Origin of the sequence: Dactylosporangium sp. NPDC000244 (assembly GCF_040300725.1) — a bacterium.
Lineage (GTDB): Bacteria > Actinomycetota > Actinomycetes > Mycobacteriales > Micromonosporaceae > Dactylosporangium.
Window position 1 is genome coordinate 146917 of the sequence record NZ_JBEPEH010000005.1, and the last position, 17966, is coordinate 164882.

The window sequence follows — 17966 nt, forward strand, 5'->3', positions numbered from 1 at the left end:
ATCGGTACCCCGTTCATTCCGCGTCGGCGATGGCGCTGTAGATGTCGAATACCGCCTGGTCGCTCAGGGCGCCCGAGTAGACCCGGACGTCGTCGATGGCGCCGGTGAGATACTGCGAGAACGTCACGTTCGATGCCTGGCCGCGGCCCATCAGCAGGGCGCCGGCCGCGTTCCACGCGCTGGCGTGGTCGGTCTCGTCGACCGCCTGCCCGTCCACGTACAGCCTCAGCTTGTGGTCCTGGGCGTCGTAGACCGCGGTGAGGTTGGTCCACACTCCGACCGTCGGCACGTCGAACAGGTCGCTCGCCTCGCGCAGGGACGACCCGGACGCGTCCGTGGCCGAGGTGCGCACCGACCAGAGGTACGAGGAATAGTCGGAGTTCCACGCCCAGCCGAGGTTGAACGCGCCGACTGCGGTGCCGAGCTGGCTCACCGCGATGCCGTTCTTGGTGAGCGCGGACGGCTGCACCCACGCGCTCACCGAGAAGCTACCGTCGGTGCGGGCGGCCGGGCCGGACGCGGTGAGCACGCCCGTCGTGCCGTTGACCGCGACCGCGTTGCCGCTGACGCCGGTGACCCGGCTGACGCCCGCGGACGACCACGTGGCCGGGTGGGCGCCGGTGGCGTCGGCGGCGGTGGTGCCGGAGGTCTCGTCCATCTTCCACTGGCCGGCCAGGCGGGGGACCTGCTGCAGCTCACCGGGGAGCAGCACCCGGTCGTACACCTTGACCGCGTCGATGCGGCCGGGCCAGTACTCGCCGAAGGCGCTGGCCACCTGCGACCGCCCGATCTGGAAGACGCCGGTGGCCGCCCACGGGGTCGTGTACGCCGTGGTCGCCTCGAGCACACCGTTCACGTACAACCGGATCTGTCCCGCCGTGGCGTCGTAGACGCCGGCCAGGTGCACCCACGTGTTGGCCACCGGCGCGGTGGTCGAGATGGCCCGCACGAACGTCGTCGTGTCCGCGTCCACCGTCGTCCGATTGAAAATCCACTTCTTGTACGAGGAGGAGTAGTAGAGCGTGAACGTACTGGCGTGCGCGCCGATCTGGGTCATCGCGACGATGTTGTGCGACAGGTCGGTCGTGTAGACCCAGGCGCTCACCGAGAACGACTTCATGGTGTCGAGCACCGGGCCGGTCGTCGCCGCGTACCCGCTGGTGCCGTCCAGGGCGAGTCCGCCGCCGTCGAAGCCGTCGTTCCAGGTGGCACCGCCGCCGAGGGAGGCGTCGCGGGCATTGGCCGAGGAGTCCACCGCCGCGGTGGCGTCGCCGGTCTCGTTGAGCTCCCAGTCGCCGGTCGGGGCGGGTGGGGAGCCGGCGTAGAAGACGATGGTGGCCACCTCTGACTTGTTGCCGGCGCGGTCCACGGCGCGGACCTGCAGCCAGTTCACGAACCGGTCCGGGGTGACCGAGAACGTCACCGATCCGCCGGCCGCCGACGGGGTGGCGGTCTTGCTCAGCGCGGTCGCGTCGCCGTTGACCGCGTACTCGTACTTCACGACGTCCGTGCCGCCGTTCGCGCTCACCGTCACCGAGGAGGCCACACCCATCACGGCGTCACCCTCGGCGTTGTCCGGGAACGCGCTGGAGGCGACGGCCGGGATCGGCGGCCGCGTGGCATCGATCTGGAACTCGCACCACGAGCTCCACGCGCTGACGTCCGTGCCGTCCTCCGAGCGCACCCGCCACTTGCCGACCTGTCCGTTGCTGAACGCCCCGGTCGGGATCGCCTTCGCCACCACTGTCGGCTTCTTGCCGGCCACCGACGCCGACGTGTACTCGCCGACCGCGGCCGTGCCGTTCGACAGCCACCACTGGAAGTGCGCCATCACGGCGTTGTCGGCGTCGCTGACCGAGGCCCGCAGCGTCGGGGTCGTGGTGCCGATGACCAGCCGGCCGGTGCCGGTGGTGCAGGTGGTCGAGCCGTCCGTGCTGAGGTTGGTCGGCGCGGCCGGCACGGTGTTGTAGACGATGGTGATCGACGGGGTGCTCTTGAACCGTTTCCAGGACAGCGTGTCCTTGTTGGACTCCGCGGTCGCCGACGCCCTCATGCCCTCGGTGATCGAGGTCGAGCCGTTCGCGGCGGCCTTGACCACGTGCGGGGTCACGGTGAACTCCACGCCGCCGGCCGGGCAGCTGGACGACCACCCCTTCGCCAGGCTCTTCGCGGCCAGTTTGCTGATCCAGCTCGGCTGCTTGCTCCAGGTCGTCGCCGACGTGATGCCGCCGGTCTCCCAGACCTGCACCTCCCGCGCGGTGCACGACCGCGACCACACCTCCTGCGTCTGCAGGGTGGCCTTGATGATGTGCTTGCCCTTCACGCCCGAGGTGTCGAAGCGGAAGAACGACCGGGTGGTCTTGCCGTCGGTCGCGTCGTAGCCGACCCGGGCCTCGTCCTCGGCGTCGTTCGCGCCGTTCCAGAACGAGGTGGTGGGCAGGTTGCTCCACACCTGCGTCCAGGCGAGCTTCGACCCCGACCAGGACGGGTCGATGTAGACCGGGTAGCGGGTCGCCGTGCCGGTCAGCAGTTGCCGGTCGGGCTGCAGCGCGAGCGCCCCCGGGGTGACCTCGACGCCCATCCGGCGCACCGCGCCGCCCGGCACCGCCACCGAGCCCTGCCCGGTGGAGTCCCACATGTACGGCGCCGGAGCCTCGAACACCGCGTTGCCGCTCGCGTCGGCGGCGGCGAGGCTGCCGTCCGCGCGCGTCGTCATCTTCACGCCCTTGGTGGCGGTGGCCAGCTTCAGGGAGGCGAGGGCCGGGTTGGCCGCGGCCGCCGCCGACTTGACCACGAGCAGTTCGGAGAAGCCCTCGGCCACGGCCCGGACGGTCAGGTCGACGCCCGGCAGGACCTCGGCGTACGTGGCGGTGTTGCCGGACAGGATCGGCGCCGGCAGCGTCCCGGGCCAGGTCAGCGACAGCTCACCGCCGTTGCGCCGCATCCGGGCCAGCGCAGCGGTGCCGCCGCCGGAGAAGGACATGTCAAGTACGGCCGCGGCCGGCGCGACGGTGCCGTCGGAGTTGCGCCGCAGCGTCGTGTCCACCGGAACCCAGCTTGTACCGCGGCGTACCCGCACCGCCTCGACGCTCTGGGTCAGCGTGAACGTGCCGTCCGGGTTGGCGAGCACCTGCTGGTGCTCGTCGCGCAGCGCGGTCGCCTCGACCGGCTTGCCGGAGGCGACCGCCCGGGCTTGGGCCGCCTGCTCGCTCAGGGTCGCGGACGGCGCCGCCGACGCGACTTCGGGCGCCGCGAGCGGCGCGATCAGAGTGGCGGACAGCGCCGTCACCACGGCCAGGATCGATGGGACAGCAGGCATGGTGCCTCCCGTGAACATGCTTCTGACGCACGCGTTATCGCGTGCGAAGGGGGTGCTGAAGCCGATGTCGAAGTGACCGCCCGGTCAGCTGGCCGGGGTAGGCTCATCTTCAGCGCGCCACCCGACCATCTATTCAGGGTGGACAATCTCTTGAGAAAATCTTGCGCCACGGGCGTGAAGCGTCGAGAACTCCACGATCACCGATGCGGCCTCACCCGCTTCTTCGGCCTCCGCTGGGCCCTCTCACAGCACGAACTCCCTGCTCAGCGCCTCGCCGGTCAACTACGCAATCGCCCTGCCAGACGGCCTGTGCCTCGTTCGGGACCGCCGGGCGAGGGAAAACGAATCGGCATAGTAGGACCCGGTCATTCTCATCGAGGATGGTCGCGCGGACCGAGGTTCGAAAGTTCAACGACATGACGGACTCCCGCTCCTGTGCGCCTGGTTCCGGTGGTCGTAGTTGTTGTCGGTCGGCTTCGCTGGCAAGGCTCGATAGACGTCTCACGTGTGTTTCCTGGTGCCGTGGTGCCCGGAGACGCGGTGGCCGGAGCTCGACGAACTACGTCAGGAGAACGCGCGCGCTGGGGGTTCAGGCGTCGTGGCTGGCGCCTCCTGGTCGTATCGGCTCACCAGATCCGCGCGGCGCACCGGCGGCCTGGACGAGAGCCGGTCGCGGAGCGTGGACCAGACGTTGGCGGCTTTCGGGGCGCGGCGGATCTGGTCGCCGACGCGTTGCGCGCCGGTTCGGTAGGTGGGGTCGGTGAGCAGGGTGCGGACCGCGGTGCCGGCCCGGATGGCGAGCCGGTCGGCAGGCGGTGACCATGCCGGGCTGTGCAGGGCGGCCGGCCACGGGTCGACGAGCGCCACCCATGGCCGCCGAGCATCCCGAGGAGACCGACCCGTCGACGTGGACCCGGCAGACCTGCGCGGCGTGGGTCGCGGCACTGGACCGGATGAACGTCGGTCACTATGCCCAGCGCACCACTGGGATGGGTGACCGCGTCGGCAAGCCGCTGGAGCCGGCCTCGAAGGCCACTCAGCTCAGCGCGGTCCGCACGTTCTTCCGGGACTGTCAGGAGTGGGAGTGGCTGCCCCGCCGCTTCGATCCGCAACGTGCGCTGGCCACCCCACGCAGCGTCGCGGCCCTGCCTGCGTGTGCGCTGCCGCGCGGCCCGGTGCCGCGTTCGCGGCCCGCCGCTTGCTGATCGCTGCTCCGGCGCAGATGAGTCCGATCAGGAACGGATGGACGGCGCCGCGTTCGACCAGACCGATGATGCCGATGGGGTTGTCGCCCGCGCTCACGATCAGCGCGAGGTAGGCGGTCATCGACAGCAGGCCGATCACACCCACCACGATGAGCGCTCGTCCCATGCGCTGGGAGACGCCGATGCGCTGCCAACGGCGCCCAAGCACGATGGCCAACACATTGCCGCCGATGAAACCGCAGAACGCGCCCGTGCTGTGGTACTCACCGGTGCCGTTGTCGAGTGCCTCGCCGGATCCGGGATACAGGGCAAGCAGGACGCCACCGACGGCCAGCATCGCAGCCGGGACGAGCGTGGCCCAGCGGCGCCGCCCCGACAAATCCCGCAGCGCGACGGTCCCGGCCAGGATTGTGAGGCCGAACAAGAAGAAGCCGGTGTTCATCACCCACGCCAGCGGTGAGTACATGTACTGCCCGAACAATGTCGAGGGCCCATGAACACCGAGGTTGCTGATGAAGTGGTGGGTGTAGCTGTAGGCGGGATCCGTCCACGCCATAGCGGCAACGAACTCCGCGAGCAGGAAGATCACCGGTCCGGCGATCAGCAGCGCTCCTGCGCTCGGACGCTGCTCACGCGAGTGCCCGCCGGTGCCGAGGCTCCGCGGCGGCTCCTTTTCTTCAGTCATGCCTCTCTGCCTTTCTGCTGTGCGACGTGAGCTTGGCGTGACAAGACCGCCGGAGGTCGGCCACCTCCGCCGTGTCCGCGGCAGCGTTCCCGGGCGGACGGTGACCATCAGTGGCGCGCCGCGCGATAGAACGGGCGTCAGTACCTGGGCCTCAAGGCGGCGGCGCCCCACACGAGGCTCGTTGACTACATCCGGACTCTTAATATATCCGGTATACTTATACTGTCAATGTAGTTATCGCTCCGGTTACAGTCTGAGCATGGTGAACGATGCGCCCGTGGGGCGACGCGAGCGCAAGAAGACGGCGACACGGACGGCGATCCTGGAGGCGGCGACCGCCCTGTTCCTCGAGCACGGCTTCGACGCCGTGACCGTGCGCGAGATCGCGGACAAGGCCGATGTGACGCCCAAGACCGTCTTCGCCCATTTCCCTCGCAAGGAGGCGCTGGTCTTCAGCGATGAGAGCGAGCGGCATGACCGGCTCGTCGCGGCGGTGCGCGGCCGCGCACCGGGGACATCGATCTCCGACGCGTTGAAGGCGCACTACCTCGCCGAGATCGCCGCACTGAACACCGAGCCCATGAATCGGATCGTCGTCCTCATGGAAGGCACCCCAGCCCTGGTCGAATACGCCGAGAAGATGTGGCTGCGCCATGAGGACGCGCTCGTCGCAATGCTTACCGACGAATTCGGACTCGCCGAGCCAAGCGAGGAGATCCGCTTCTACGCGCGTTTCGCGCTCCAGATCCCGCTCATGGCCCGACAGGCCGATCCGGAGTCAGCCATCGACGCCGGATTCCGGCTGCTCGACCAGGGCTGGGCCAGCTACGACCGCAACCGGCGATAGCATGCCGGCGCTGCAATCGTTGCCGCCTGCGTCACCCGGGCGCGAGTACAGGAATCTGCGAAGAGCTCTCCAGGATTGCCCCACCTAGTCCCAGGACCGACCGACCAGCCCGCGCCGGTACCGGCCCGAGCCCCGACGCTCAAGCGCCAGATCGGTGTCCCGCACTACGACCGGGACCTACCCCGAGCGGATGCGTGCCTGCGACAGCAGCCACCCCCAGATCCGCGGGATCGGCGAACGCACTCGCGGCGTCGGTGCCAAGGGGTACCACAACGCGAACCACGAGCAGGACAACGCCCCCGGCGGCAACGCCGACCCAGGGCCAGTCCCTGCGGTTCTCGAAGATCAGCGCGGCCGGCATGGCCAACCTGCGCGGCCGATCAGCCGAAAGCGAAGGCCGTCCCGGTGCCGTTCGGGGTGGCCTTCTCTGGTTTGGCGCCGGGGCGGCCGGGTAGGCCGTGCGGGCGGCGACGCGGCCCCTGACCCCGACACGCGCGAGAGTGTGATGCGCCATGCCGACCTTCACCCTGTCCGACCTGCACGCGTGGCTGGAGCAGTCGCGCCGGCGCGGTCCGGCGTACTACGACGACGAGCGGCGGTGCTGCACCGTACTCGGTCACCCCGAGATCGTCGCGGTGCTCGCCGACACCGCGACATTCTCCTCCGACCTCGGCGACCTGGTTCCCCAGCAGGAGGATCTGGACCTGTTCCAGCGCGGCAACTTCGTGCGGATGGACCCACCCCGGCACGACGCCCTGCGCCGCCTGGTCGGCCAGGCGTTCACCCCGAGGACGGTGGCCGGCCTGGAGCCCCGCATCGCCGAGGTGACGACCGGGCTGCTGGACCGGCGGGCCGGCGAGCGGCGCATCGACCTCATCGAGGACCTCGCCTACCCGCTGCCGGTGATCGTGATCGCCGAGCTGCTCGGCATCCCCGCGGCGGACCGCCCGCTGTTTCGCACCTGGGCCGATCGCCTGTTCGAGCGCTCCGACGCCGGCCCCGACGAGTCGCTGGCCTCGCTGACCGGCAAGGAGGCGGTGGAGGCGATCGCGCCGGCGCTGCGGGAGATGAACGCCTACCTGCTGGCGCACATCCGCGCCCGCCGGGCCGACCCGGGCGAGGACCTGATCAGCCGGCTCGTGCTCGCCGAGGCCGACGGCACCCGCCTGTCGGACGAGGAGATCGTCGGGTTCGTCGGGCTCCTGCTGCTCGCCGGGCACATCACCACGACGGCGACCCTGGGCAACACGGTGCTGTGCCTCGACGCGCACCCGGACGCCGCCGCCGAGGTGCGGGCCGACCGGTCGCTGCTGCCGGGGGCGATCGAGGAGGTCGTGCGGCTGTACACGCCCTTCCCGCGGCTGGCCCGGCGGGCGACCACCGACGCCATGGTGGGTGAGACCGCCGTCCCGTCCGGTGCGGTGGTCGTCACCTGGCTCGCGGCCGCCAACCGCGACGAGCGGGTCTTCGCCGACCCGACCCGGTTCGACCCGCGCCGGGCGCCCAACCCTCACCTCGGCTTCGGCCACGGGCTGCACTTCTGCCTCGGCGCCCCGCTGGCCCGGCTGGAGGCGCGGATCGCCATGGAGATCCTGCTGGACCGGTACGGCGACATCGCCGTCGACGCCACCGAGCCCGCCGAGTTCCGCAACCCGTGGGTGATGGTCAGCCCGACCAGGTTGCCGGTGGCCCTGACGGCGCGACGGGCCGCCGCCGTGTGACCCGGCCGGCCCGGGCACCGAGAGTCGCCCGATCATGCGGGCTCGGCAGCTGCGTGCGCGGTCGGCAATGGCAGGTCAGGAGGCCGTACCACCGCGCGTCGCAGGCGGAGCGATGAGGTTCGCGTAGCTGGCTGGGTAACGAGCGGTCCCACCGTCGGCGCCAACCACGGTCAGCACCGGCATCGACTCAGCGGCCAGCCCGCGGCCGTCCGTGCCCTGACCAGTACGCCAGGCGTGTCGGCGCCGCGCTCCGGCGTGTCTTTGCCCGGACACCGGCGCCGGCCGCCGCGGAGCCGAACGGCGGGTCGCGGGCGCCGGTGGTCGTGGAGTATGTCGCGGTGCCGGACGAAGATGACCACACGGACGGAGTCGCGGCACCGATGAGCGCGCTCGACCTGCTGGAACGCACCCGCAACGGGCTGGCAAAACGCCCGGCTCGCAAGAAGTCCTCGAACGCGGCGCCGGTTGCGGCGCCGGCCGAGCGGCCCGAGGCAATGGACGAGTCGCCGGACCAGCTGCGCAATCGCCTGACGTCGCCGCGCGCAGGGGTGCTCCGCGGCCGGGCCGAGTCAATGCGCGGTGTCGGCGGCCTTGCCGGCGAGGGCGTCGGCCATCCGCCGGCGGAGCAGTTGCCGCTCGTGGCGCGTCGGCGCGAGGTCGGCGGCGTGTTCGAGCTCTTCTGCGGCCTCGGACGCCCGACCCAGGCGGATCAGGACGTCGGCGCGGACGGCGCCCAGCAGGTGGTAGCGGGCCAGGCGCTTGTCGTCCCGGATCGCGTCGATCGCCGCGAGGGCCGCCTCCGGCCCGTCCGCGTAGAGCAGCGCGACCGCACGGTTCAGCTCGACGATGGGGGAGGGGGCGACCTGGGCGAGTGCGTCGTACAACGCGAGGACCGCGGCCCAGTCGGTCTCGGCGAAGGTCCGCGCGCGGGAATGACGGGCGGCGATCGCTGCCTGGATGGCGTAGGGCCCGAGCGGCCGGCCGAGCTTGGCCGCGCGGTCGAGCATCGACAGCCCGTGGGCGATGAGGATGCGGTCCCAGCGCGACCGGTCCTGGTGGTCCAGCAGGACCGGTGTTCCGTCCGGCTCGGCGCGGGCGGCGAATCGTGACGCATGCAGCTCCATCAGCGCCAGCAGCCCGAACACCTCCGGCTCCGTCGGCAGCAGGCCCGCCAGCACCCGGCCCAGCCGCATCGCCTCCTGGGCCAGGTCGCGGCGGACCCAGCCGTCGCCGGAGGACGCGGAGTAGCCCTCGTTGAAGATGAGATAGACAACCTCAAGTACGGCACCGACCCGGGCCGGCAGCGTGTCGGCGCCGGGTGGTTCGAACGGAACCTGCGCCTCGCTGAGGGTGCGTTTGGCCCGCGAGATCCGTTGGCCGAGCGTCGCCGAGGGAACGAGGAACGCCCGGGCGATCTCGTCGGTGCTGAGACCGCCGATGAGCCGCAGGGTCAGCGCGACCCGCGCCTCCCGGGGCAGGATCGGATGACAAGCTATGAAGATCAGCGTGAGTACGTCGTCGGAGATCGGGTCGGGCAGGTCGTCGGCGACGTCGGGCGTGTACGGCTGCGCTTCCACCGCGATCAGTGCGGCCTTGCGGCGGCCCGCTTCCTCGCGGCGCGCTCGGTCGATCGCCTTGTGCCGGGCCGTGGCCATCAGCCAGGCGCCGGGCCGGGGCGGGATGCCCTCGGCCGGCCACTGCTCCAGTGCGGCAACGAACGCCTCGGAGGCGAGGTCCTCGGCGACCCCCACGTCCCCGATCTGGCGGGCGAGGGTGGCGATCAGCCGGGGTGCCTCCATCCGCCAGAGCGCCTCGATCGTACGCCGCACGTCCATCGTCATCCTTCTTCCCGGGGCGCCGGGCTCTCCTCGTCGGCGCCGGCGGCGGCGAGCGTGGCATCGAAGTCTGCCATTTCATAGAACGGCCGGATCTCGAGCACCTGATCCGCGCCGTACCGCGGGTCGTACGGACACCTCTTGGCCCACTCGACAGCCTCCTCCAGCGAGCGGACCTCCCAGATCCAGTAGCCGGCGATGAGCTCCTTCGACTCCGCGAACGGCCCGTCGACGACCGACGTGCCGGTCTCGGTGAAGACCACCTGCGCGCCCTTGGCGTTGGGCTGCAGACCCTCGCCGCCGAGCATGATGCCGGCGTTGACCAGCTGCTCGTTGTACACCTTCATCTGCTCGAACATCTCCGCCGTCGGCGTGGCCTTCTCCTCGTCGGCGCCGGCGCCCTTCGTCATCACCAGAACTCGCATGTCGTCTCCTCCTGTCTCCGCGCTTCCGCCTGGTCCGGGCAACACTAACCGGCGCTGGTCCTGGCCAGGACGTCGGCGAGAAACTCGTAGTCGACGGACTGTCCTTCGCTGATGTCGGCGGTCTTCCGCTCGCCGTTGCCCAACGACCGCAGAACGCCCTTGACGGGATCGATGCCCCCGGCATTGAAGATCAAGAATGAAATCCTGCCCCGCGCGACGTGGATCGCTGCCACGTGCCGACCGTCGCCGGCGAAGTGCGGCTTGCCGTACTCCAACCGCTCCTCGACGTCCGGGACCGTCCGACGGACGAGCTGCCGAAGCTTCTCGCACACCTCGACCTGCCACGGCAGTCCCCGGTTGATGTAGGTCGTTACGTCGTCGTTCATGTCGATCTCCTCGGGTATCGGTCCTCGGTGTTGTGCGGGCTCGTGCGTCACCGACTTGCTCCGGTGCGACTCGTCAGATCAGCTGGCCGGGCGGTAGGTGACCACGACCACGCCGTTGTCGAACGTGGTGCAGTCGACGAGCTGCAGTGCGGTGGCGCTCTCCGGCCGGAACAAGGGCTCGCCCTTCCCCTTGATCACCGGGTAGATCCAGACCCGGTACTCGTCGAGCAGCCCTGCCGCGGCGAGCGCGTCGGTCAGGCGGCCATTGCCCCAGATGAGGATGTCCCCGCCGTCCCGCTCCTTGAGTTGGGTGACCTCGGCGATGAGATCGTCCCCGGCGATGACCGTCGCGGGTCCCCACGCGGCGGTGTCCACCGGCCCGTTGGCGACCACGTACTTCTCGATGGAGTTGACGTGGTCGGCGTAGGGGTTGCCGCCCATGCTCGGCCACGCCTGCGCCATACCCTCGTAGGTCACCCGGCCGAGCAGCAGGGAGTCCGCCTTGAGCGTCATCGTGAACGCGTGCAGCTGGGAGCGCTCATCCGAGTACTGGAACGTCCACTCGTGGGGGTTGTCGATGTAGCCGTCGAGGGTGGCGTAGGTCGAGGTGATGATCTTGCGCACGGAACTCTCCTGCGGGTATCTGGCTGGGGTCGCGGGGCTCGCTTCCGTACAGACTTCGAACGGGAGAGGGCGGCTTCGACAACCGGCCGACAAAGTTTTTTCAAGAGCTGCTCCTCGAGCCACCCCAGGACGGGGCCGGCGGCGAACGGCCCCGTCCAGCCGCGGTCGTGGGAGGTGCCGGAAGCACGACCTGCGGTACGAGGCCGTCGGTAACCAGGTCGAAGCGTTGGCGGTCGTTGAGATACCGCGCGATTGACATGGCGTCCTCGACGAAGCTCGTGGAACCATCGAGCCCGCGGAGCGCTCTTCCCATTAATCGATACGCACCTCTATGATGCTGATCACTTCATTGTGATCCCCGACGGAGGTGGACAGTGCGGAAAATGACGATCCGCCACAAGAGTGCCGTGCGCCTGTTGTCCGGAGCGCGGCGGCTCTGGTTGGAATGGTGCTGGTAAGACGAGGCCGGGCGGGCGCCTCCCAGCGCCCGCCCTACGACTGCCACCGCGACCTCGGCCCGTACGCAGGGGTCGACGCATTCCTCGCCGACCTCGCCCGCGATCATCCCCGGCAGGCCGCCCGCCATGCCCTCGAGCTGCACTCCATCGTCCCGGCCCTGAATCCGGCCACGACGGCCGCGGCAGACGAGCAGCCGATCCGGTTCCACCCCGCTCGGCGTACGGCCGCCCTCTCGTTCGGGGCGGCGGAATTCGTGGCCGCGTGCGCCGTACGCCATCCCCTGACCGTCCACTTCGTCCACACCGACGCGGCCGACGAGACGACCGCGGAACTCCTCGCGACGCTGACGCGGCGGCTCGCGTCGACTCCGATGGCCCTGCACCTCCACGACGGGGGAGCGCCCGAGCCGGAGGTCGAATCCCGGCCGACCCACCTACGGGCCATGCTCGGCGACAGTCTGGCGCGCGGCTTCTACCACCACGCCGTGCGTACCGCGCGGCGCGGCCGGGCCGCCGTCACACCCGAGACCGACCTTGCCCACTGGTGGTCGTTCACCACGGGACTGGCCACCGCCCTCGCCGCGGTCGGCCACGCCGGCGAGGCACTCCAGTTGTACGCCGAAGTCCAAGCCGTCACCGACGATCCGAAGATCACGATGTCGGCCGCATACTCCACGGCCATGCTGTACGCCCGCCACCTTCCCCCGGCGCAGCAGAACCCGGCCATGGCCAGACAGTGGCTGGAGAGGGCACTTCACCTGGCCGACGGCATCACCGACGAACGCCGGCGCGTCGTGTCGACCGTCTTCTACGAGCAAGGCATCGCGCTGGTGGACAGCCGCGAGGGCCGGGCGAACCAAGCGCTGGAACTGGTGAACTCCGGTCTGGTGAAGCTGTCCACCGTCCTGGGCGCAGATGAGCGTCGGCAGGACCAAGCCCGCCTCCGACACAACCGGGCCCAGCTCCACTTGGCGCTCGGCAAAGCCGCCGAGGCGCTGGCCGACCTCGACGACGTCATCGCATTCGACCCCGAAAACTGCGAGTACTACGTCGATCGGGCGGCCTTGCACCGTGCCGCTGGGCGTACGAGCGCCGCCTTAGGCGACTACGCGGCGGCGATCCGGCTGGGACCACACCTGCCAGAGGCGTACTACAACCGCGCGACGCTGCATGAGGAGACCGGACGGAGCGGGGCGGCACGTGAGGACCTGCGGCGCGTCCTAGCCATCGATCCGGCCCATCTCGACGCCCGCGTAGCGCTGGCCAACCTCCATCTCGCGCGGGGCGACCTCGCTGCCGCCGAAGAATGCGTACGCTCAGTTCCGGCCGAGCGGCGCGACGCACCCGCACTGCTGTGCACGCTGGGTCTGATCCGCTCCGAACGCGGTGCCCTCGACGAGGCCGACGATCTGCTGACGCGGGCCCTCGACGCCGATCCCGGACTGGCCGAGGCGTGGACCAACCGAGCCGCCGTACGCTTCGAACGTGGCGACGCCGCCGCTGCTGTGGCGGACCTCGACCGTGCGGTGGTGCTGTCGACCGCGGCCGAGCCTCGCTACAACCGCGCCACCGCGCTGATGCGGTTGGAGCGCTGGGGCGAGGCCGCTGACGATCTGACTGCCGCGCTGGCCGTGCCCGGCCTGGACGCCAAGCTCCGCCGCGACCTGCGCGCCGGGCTCAACCGTTGCCGGGCTAATGCGTCGTCTCGTCAGCGTTGACGTCATCTGTCGCCATCCAGGACATGCCACGCTTTGACCGTGGCTGCCCGCGGGCACCGATTCGCGCCAGCCGGCCCATTACGTGTTCGCCACCATGCAGGGAGCGCTGCCCGTGCGGCACGATCTCGAACCGGGCGTCGTAGACGGCGCGGAAGTGCTCGACCTCGGCCCGTCGCCGTCGGTGAACAGCAGGCCGTGCTCGAACAGCTCGAGCTTGGCGTTTCGGCCGCGCCGCGCCGATAGCGCCTTGTCGATCGTGATCGCGGCGAACCCCGCGAACAGCAGCGCCATGCACACGTTCAGGGCGACGTTGCCGCTCACGACCGCCAGCGCGATCATGAGCGTGAGCGCGACGGCCGCGAACGCGGAGCCGGCCCATCGTTGGGGCTTCGGGTCGTAGGTGGCACGGTGCGCGCCGAGCGGCGCCATGTGAACTCCTGACTTCCAGCGGGCATCCCAGCGCGCAGGCTAGCGCGGAGTTCAGTAGTGAGCGCTACACCGACGCCGGAATGGCCGGTTGTTGCCGTGGCGGTCCGGTGATCTTGTGAGAGGTCTTGCAACACGGTCACGGCCGCCGGCAGGGCCTGGTGCGGGGCATGGCCGCGCATCACCATTCCCGTTGACCACAGCGCGTGAAGGGAAGGTCCGATGGCGGACACGGGAGTGCTCGAGCCGTCGATGAGTCTGGTCCCGGCGGTGCTGCGCGAGCGGCCCGGGTGTCCCGTCCTCGTCGTCGGGGGCCAGCAGATTGCGGCGGCGGCCTTGCTGCGGCAGCGACCGGCGCTGCGTCGCCACCTCGGCCGGCGCATCGTGCTGGGGCTGGGCCCCGGGCATCTGCAGGACGCCGTGGTGGGGTTGCCGGCCGCGGCCGGACCGGCCGCGCCGGTGCTGCACGCGTCCGTGCGGCTCGTGCGGGCGGCGGGCGCGGTCCGGCTCGTCGGCCTCGAGCTCGCCGACGCCGAGTGCTCGGGCGGGCCGCCCGTACCCCTGTGGGCCTGGCTCGGTCACCGGTCGCGGGTCGTCGTCGGGGCGGCGATGATGCTGGCCGTCGACGTGCGGAACATGCTCGTGCTCGACGGCGACGGCCGGTGCGGCTCGTGACCCGACGGCGCGGTGGCATCGCCGGGTTGTGCCTCGCCCTGCTGCTGGCCGGCTGCGGCGGCGCGGCGGCGCCCGGACCCTACGCCGGGCAGACGCTCGAGGTCGCGGCGACCTGGACCGACGCCGAGCAGGCGAACTTCGAGCAGGTGCTCCGGGCGTTCGGCCGGCAGACCGGCGCGCGGGTGCGGTACGTCTCCGGCGGCAGCGATCTGGAGGTGCTGCTGTCGGCCCGGATCGCCGGCGGCACGCCCCCCGACGTGGCGATGATTCCGCAGCCGGGGGTGCTCGCCCGCTATGCTGCCACCGGCGCGGCGATGCCGGTCACGGAAATCGTCGCGCAGCCGGTCCGGGCGCACTTCTCGCCGCAGTGGCAGCGGTTCGGCAGCTTCGACGGCCAGCTCTACGGCGTGTACTTCAAGGCGGCGAACAAGTCGGTCATCTGGTACCGCGCCGACGCCTTCGCCGCGGCCGGCGTGCACGCGCCGGCGACGCTTGACGAGTTGTCCGCCGTCTCGCAGACGCTTGTGGACTCCGGCACGCCGGCCATGACGGTGCCCGGGGCCGACGGCTGGCCGCTCACCGACTGGTTCGAGAACGTCTATCTGCAGCTCGCCGGCGCGGAACGGTACGACCGGCTGGCCGCGCACCAGATCCCGTGGACCGACCCCACGGTGGTGGCGGCCCTGCGGCTCATGGGCCGCTACTGGGCGGCGCCGGGATTCCTGCGCGGCGGACCCGGCGGCGCGCTGCAGACGACGTTCACGCGCTCGGTCGCCGACGTGTTCGGGCCGAGGCCCACCTCGGCGATGCTGTACGAGGGCGACTTCGTCGGCACCGAGATCGCCAAGCTGGGCGTCTACCGGGTCGGCGACGGCGCCCGGAACTTTCGCTGGCCGTCGGTGGACGGCTCGGGCGACGCGGTCGTGGCCGCCGGCGACGCCGCGACGGCCTTCAACACCCGCCCGGTGACGATGGCGCTGCTGGCGTACCTGGCCTCGCCGGAGGCGGCCGCCATCATGGCCGCCCGGGGCGGCTTCCTGTCCGTCAACCGTGACCTGGACCCGGCCGCGTATCCCGACGCGGCCAGGCGGGACATCGCCGGCGCCCTGGCGCGGGCCCGCACGCTGCGGTTCGACCTGTCGGACCTGGCGCCGCGCAGTTTCGGCGGCGGCAACGGCGCGAGCATGTGGCGGCTGCTGCAGGAGTACCTCGCCGCGCCGGACACCGACCCGGCGGTGGTCGCGGCGCGCCTCGAGGACGCCGCCGAGCAGGCGTACCGGGTGGCATGATGACCCGATCCGCCCGCCGCTGGACCGCGGCGTGGTTCCTCGCGCCGGCCGTGCTCATCATCGGCCTGCTGGTCGTGTACCCGATCGGCTGGACGGCGTGGCTGAGCCTGCACGACGCGACCGGCGAGCGGTGGGCCGGCACGGCCAACTACGCCGACCTCGTCGGCACGCCGCAGATCCGCCGGGCTGTGCTCAACAACGCGGTCTGGATCGTGGCCGCCCCGAATCTCGTGACGGCGGTCGGGCTGGTCGTGGCGGTGCTCGCCCAGCGGGTACGCCGGGCCACGGCGGTGCGGGTCGTGCTGTTCATGCCGACGGCGATCGCGCTGGTCGCCGCCGGCATCACGTTCCGGCTGTTCTACGACCAGAGCCCCGAGCGCGGGGTGCTCAACGCGGTCGTGGTCGGCGTCCACGACACCTTCCGGCCGCCGTCGCGGTACCACGGCGCCCGGCCCGGGGCGCTGCAGCAGCAGATGCGCTCGTTCCCCTCCGACGTCGACGTCGTCGCACCGGGGGCGATCGTCGATGTCGGTGCCGCTGCTCGTGTTCTTCGCGTTCCAGCGGTACTTCCGGCAGAGCGTGCTCGCCGGATCCGTCCGATAACCGCCACCTGAAACGGAACCCCACATGACACACCCCACCTCGCCGGCATCGGCCCGTCGGTTACCGGTCGAGCCGGACTGGTACCGCCGCGCCGTCTTCTACGAAGTGCTCACCCAGGCCTGCTTCGACGCGAACAACGACGGCGTCGGCGATCTGCTCGGGCTGGTGTCCAAACTGGACTATCTGCAGTGGCTGGGCGTCGACTGCATCTGGTTACCACCGTTCTATGACTCCCCGCGCCGCGACGGCGGGTACGACATCAGCGACTACTACGCGATCTGCCCGGAGTACGGCACGCTCGAGGACTTCGTGACGCTGCTGGACGAGGCGCACGCCCGCGGCATCCGGGTCATCACCGACCTGGTGCTCAACCACACCTCGGACGCCCACGAGTGGTTCCAGGAGTCGCGGCGGGACCCGGACGGGCCGTACGGCGACTATTACGTGTGGCGCGACAGTGACACCGGCTACCCCGACGCGCGAATCATCTTCGCCGACACGGAACCGTCCAACTGGACGTTCGACCCGGTCCGGCAGCAGTTCTTCTGGCACCGGTTCTTCGCCCACCAGCCCGACCTCAACTACGACAACCCGGCCGTGGCCGACGCGATGCTCGACGTCGTGCGCTTCTGGCTCGACCTGGGCATCGACGGCTTCCGGCTGGACGCGGTGCCGTACCTGTTCGAGCGTGAGGGCACCGACTGCGCCGGCCTGCCCGAGACGCACGAGTACCTCAAACGCATCCGCAAGATCGTCGACGACGAGTACCCAGGCGCCGTGCTGCTGGCCGAGGCGAACCTGTGGCCGACCGACCTGGTGCAGTACTTCGGCGATGCCGACCTGGGCGGCAACGAGTGCCACATGGCCTTCCACTTCCCCCTCATGCCCCGCATCTTCATGGCGGTGCGGCGGGAGTCGCGCGTGCCGATCTCCGAGATCCTCGCGCACACCCCGAAGATCCCCGAACACTGCCAGTGGGGCACCTTCCTGCGCAACCACGACGAGCTGACGCTGGAGATGGTCACCGACGAAGAGCGCGACTATCTGTACGCCGAGTACGCCGCCGACCCGCGCATGCGCCTCAACCTCGGGATCCGCCGCCGCCTGGCCCCGATGCTCGGCAACGACCGGAGCCAGATCGAGCTGTTCACCTCGCTGCTGCTGTCGCTGCCCGGCTCGCCGGTCATCTACTACGGCGACGAGATCGGCATGGGCGACAACGTGTACCTGGGCGACCGTGACGGCGTCCGCACGCCGATGCAGTGGAACGTCGACCGCAACGGCGGCTTCTCCCGCTGCGACCCGAGCCAGCTGTACCTGCCGATGAACAACGGCTGGGTGTACGGCTACCAGTCGGTCAACGTCGAGCGGCAACGGCAGGAGCCGGCGTCGCTGCTGCACTGGACGCGCAAGATGCTGGCGATCCGCAAGCGGCACGCGGCCTTCGCGGTCGGCGACTTCACCGAGCTGAGCGGCTCCAACGGCGCGGTGCTGGCCTTCCTGCGCGAGTACCACGACGAGGTCCTGCTGTGCGTGCACAACCTGTCGCGGCACCCGCAGCCCGTCCAGTTGCAGCTGGCCGACCGGTTCCACGGCCACGTGCCGGTCGAGCTGACCGGCAACACGCACTTCCCCGGCGTCACGGTCGCGCCCTACCTGCTGACCCTGCCCGGCTACGGGTCCTACTGGTTCCGGGTGCAGCCGCCGGACGGCGACCGTGTCTGAGGCGGGCGCCCCGGATCTGTTCGAG

Annotated in this window: 15 protein-coding genes; 7 read left to right on the plus strand and 8 right to left on the minus strand. The window is 70.5% G+C overall.

Annotation, left to right across the window (positions count from 1 at the left end):
• Positions 1-13: 13 nt before the first annotated feature.
• From ABT369_RS09085 to ABT369_RS09095, 3 genes are all read right to left on the minus strand, one after another.
• Positions 14-3319 (minus strand): LamG-like jellyroll fold domain-containing protein, encoded by a 3306-nt coding sequence (locus ABT369_RS09085; protein WP_350611180.1) that lies wholly within the window; start codon positions 3317-3319, stop codon positions 14-16.
• Positions 3320-3883: 564 nt separating this feature from the next.
• A complete protein-coding gene (locus ABT369_RS09090) occupies positions 3884-4186 on the minus strand; it encodes a hypothetical protein (protein WP_350611181.1) in 303 nt (100 codons plus the stop codon).
• A gap of 174 nt (positions 4187-4360) precedes the next feature.
• Positions 4361-5209 (minus strand): DUF998 domain-containing protein, encoded by an 849-nt coding sequence (locus ABT369_RS09095; RefSeq protein ID WP_350611182.1) that lies wholly within the window; start codon positions 5207-5209, stop codon positions 4361-4363.
• A gap of 259 nt (positions 5210-5468) precedes the next feature.
• Here ABT369_RS09095 and ABT369_RS09100 point away from each other — a divergent pair, with 259 nt between their 5' ends.
• Positions 5469-6056, plus strand: a complete 588-nt coding sequence (locus ABT369_RS09100) for a TetR/AcrR family transcriptional regulator (protein WP_350611183.1) — start codon at positions 5469-5471, stop codon at positions 6054-6056.
• A gap of 512 nt (positions 6057-6568) precedes the next feature.
• Positions 6569-7777, plus strand: a complete 1209-nt coding sequence (locus ABT369_RS09105) for a cytochrome P450 (RefSeq protein WP_350611184.1) — start codon at positions 6569-6571, stop codon at positions 7775-7777.
• 569 nt (positions 7778-8346) lie between these two features.
• On the opposite strand, the gene ABT369_RS09110 is transcribed toward ABT369_RS09105, so the two are convergent.
• From ABT369_RS09110 to ABT369_RS09125, 4 genes are all read right to left on the minus strand, one after another.
• The gene (locus tag ABT369_RS09110; protein ID WP_350611185.1) at positions 8347-9612 is read right to left on the minus strand and encodes an RNA polymerase sigma factor; all 1266 of its coding nucleotides are present in this window, start codon (positions 9610-9612) and stop codon (positions 8347-8349) included.
• Positions 9613-9614: 2 nt separating this feature from the next.
• On the minus strand, positions 9615-10037 hold the full coding sequence (locus ABT369_RS09115) for a YciI family protein (RefSeq protein ID WP_350611186.1): 423 nt from the start codon (positions 10035-10037) through the stop codon (positions 9615-9617).
• A gap of 44 nt (positions 10038-10081) precedes the next feature.
• Positions 10082-10423 (minus strand): DUF1801 domain-containing protein, encoded by a 342-nt coding sequence (locus ABT369_RS09120; protein WP_350611187.1) that lies wholly within the window; start codon positions 10421-10423, stop codon positions 10082-10084.
• Between the two features lie 78 nt (positions 10424-10501).
• On the minus strand, positions 10502-11047 hold the full coding sequence (locus ABT369_RS09125) for a dihydrofolate reductase family protein (RefSeq protein WP_350611188.1): 546 nt from the start codon (positions 11045-11047) through the stop codon (positions 10502-10504).
• Positions 11048-11492: 445 nt separating this feature from the next.
• Here ABT369_RS09125 and ABT369_RS09130 point away from each other — a divergent pair, with 445 nt between their 5' ends.
• Complete coding sequence (locus tag ABT369_RS09130) at positions 11493-13223, plus strand: tetratricopeptide repeat protein (RefSeq protein ID WP_350611189.1); 1731 nt, start codon at positions 11493-11495, stop codon at positions 13221-13223.
• Positions 13224-13301: 78 nt separating this feature from the next.
• Here ABT369_RS09130 and ABT369_RS09135 read toward each other — a convergent pair whose 3' ends face one another.
• Positions 13302-13652: a hypothetical protein gene (locus ABT369_RS09135; RefSeq protein WP_350611190.1), complete on the minus strand. Its 351-nt coding sequence runs from the start codon at positions 13650-13652 to the stop codon at positions 13302-13304.
• Between the two features lie 219 nt (positions 13653-13871).
• Between ABT369_RS09135 and ABT369_RS09140 the strand changes: the two genes are divergently transcribed.
• Genes ABT369_RS09140 through treS form a run of 4 tightly spaced genes read left to right on the plus strand, consistent with a single transcriptional unit; the run spans position 13872 to position 17941 of the window.
• Positions 13872-14324, plus strand: coding sequence for a P-loop NTPase family protein (locus ABT369_RS09140; RefSeq protein ID WP_350611191.1), 453 nt, complete (start codon positions 13872-13874; stop codon positions 14322-14324).
• Positions 14321-15613 (plus strand): ABC transporter substrate-binding protein, encoded by a 1293-nt coding sequence (locus tag ABT369_RS09145; RefSeq protein ID WP_350611192.1) that lies wholly within the window; start codon positions 14321-14323, stop codon positions 15611-15613. Before ABT369_RS09140 ends, ABT369_RS09145 begins: the two co-directional genes overlap by 4 nt.
• Positions 15613-16227: a carbohydrate ABC transporter permease gene (locus tag ABT369_RS09150; protein ID WP_350611193.1), complete on the plus strand. Its 615-nt coding sequence runs from the start codon at positions 15613-15615 to the stop codon at positions 16225-16227. Before ABT369_RS09145 ends, ABT369_RS09150 begins: the two co-directional genes overlap by 1 nt.
• Positions 16228-16240: 13 nt before the next feature.
• On the plus strand, positions 16241-17941 hold the full coding sequence (gene treS, locus ABT369_RS09155) for a maltose alpha-D-glucosyltransferase (RefSeq protein ID WP_350611194.1): 1701 nt from the start codon (positions 16241-16243) through the stop codon (positions 17939-17941).
• Positions 17942-17966 lie beyond the last annotated feature (25 nt).

Excerpts from the sequence above, each read along its gene's own strand:
- ABT369_RS09150 (WP_350611193.1), top strand. The coding sequence starts at position 15,613 with ATGACCCGATCCGCCCGCCGCTGGACCGCGGCGTGGTTCCTCGCGCCG.
- ABT369_RS09115 (WP_350611186.1), bottom strand. The coding sequence starts at position 10,037 with ATGCGAGTTCTGGTGATGACGAAGGGCGCCGGCGCCGACGAGGAGAAG.
- ABT369_RS09130 (WP_350611189.1), top strand. The coding sequence starts at position 11,493 with ATGGTGCTGGTAAGACGAGGCCGGGCGGGCGCCTCCCAGCGCCCGCCC.
- treS (WP_350611194.1), top strand. The coding sequence starts at position 16,241 with ATGACACACCCCACCTCGCCGGCATCGGCCCGTCGGTTACCGGTCGAG.
- ABT369_RS09105 (WP_350611184.1), top strand. The coding sequence starts at position 6,569 with ATGCCGACCTTCACCCTGTCCGACCTGCACGCGTGGCTGGAGCAGTCG.
- ABT369_RS09085 (WP_350611180.1), bottom strand. The coding sequence starts at position 3,319 with ATGCCTGCTGTCCCATCGATCCTGGCCGTGGTGACGGCGCTGTCCGCC.
- ABT369_RS09135 (WP_350611190.1), bottom strand. The coding sequence starts at position 13,652 with ATGGCGCCGCTCGGCGCGCACCGTGCCACCTACGACCCGAAGCCCCAA.
- ABT369_RS09100 (WP_350611183.1), top strand. The coding sequence starts at position 5,469 with ATGGTGAACGATGCGCCCGTGGGGCGACGCGAGCGCAAGAAGACGGCG.
- ABT369_RS09120 (WP_350611187.1), bottom strand. The coding sequence starts at position 10,423 with ATGAACGACGACGTAACGACCTACATCAACCGGGGACTGCCGTGGCAG.
- ABT369_RS09095 (WP_350611182.1), bottom strand. The coding sequence starts at position 5,209 with ATGACTGAAGAAAAGGAGCCGCCGCGGAGCCTCGGCACCGGCGGGCAC.
- ABT369_RS09140 (WP_350611191.1), top strand. The coding sequence starts at position 13,872 with ATGGCGGACACGGGAGTGCTCGAGCCGTCGATGAGTCTGGTCCCGGCG.
- ABT369_RS09110 (WP_350611185.1), bottom strand. The coding sequence starts at position 9,612 with ATGGACGTGCGGCGTACGATCGAGGCGCTCTGGCGGATGGAGGCACCC.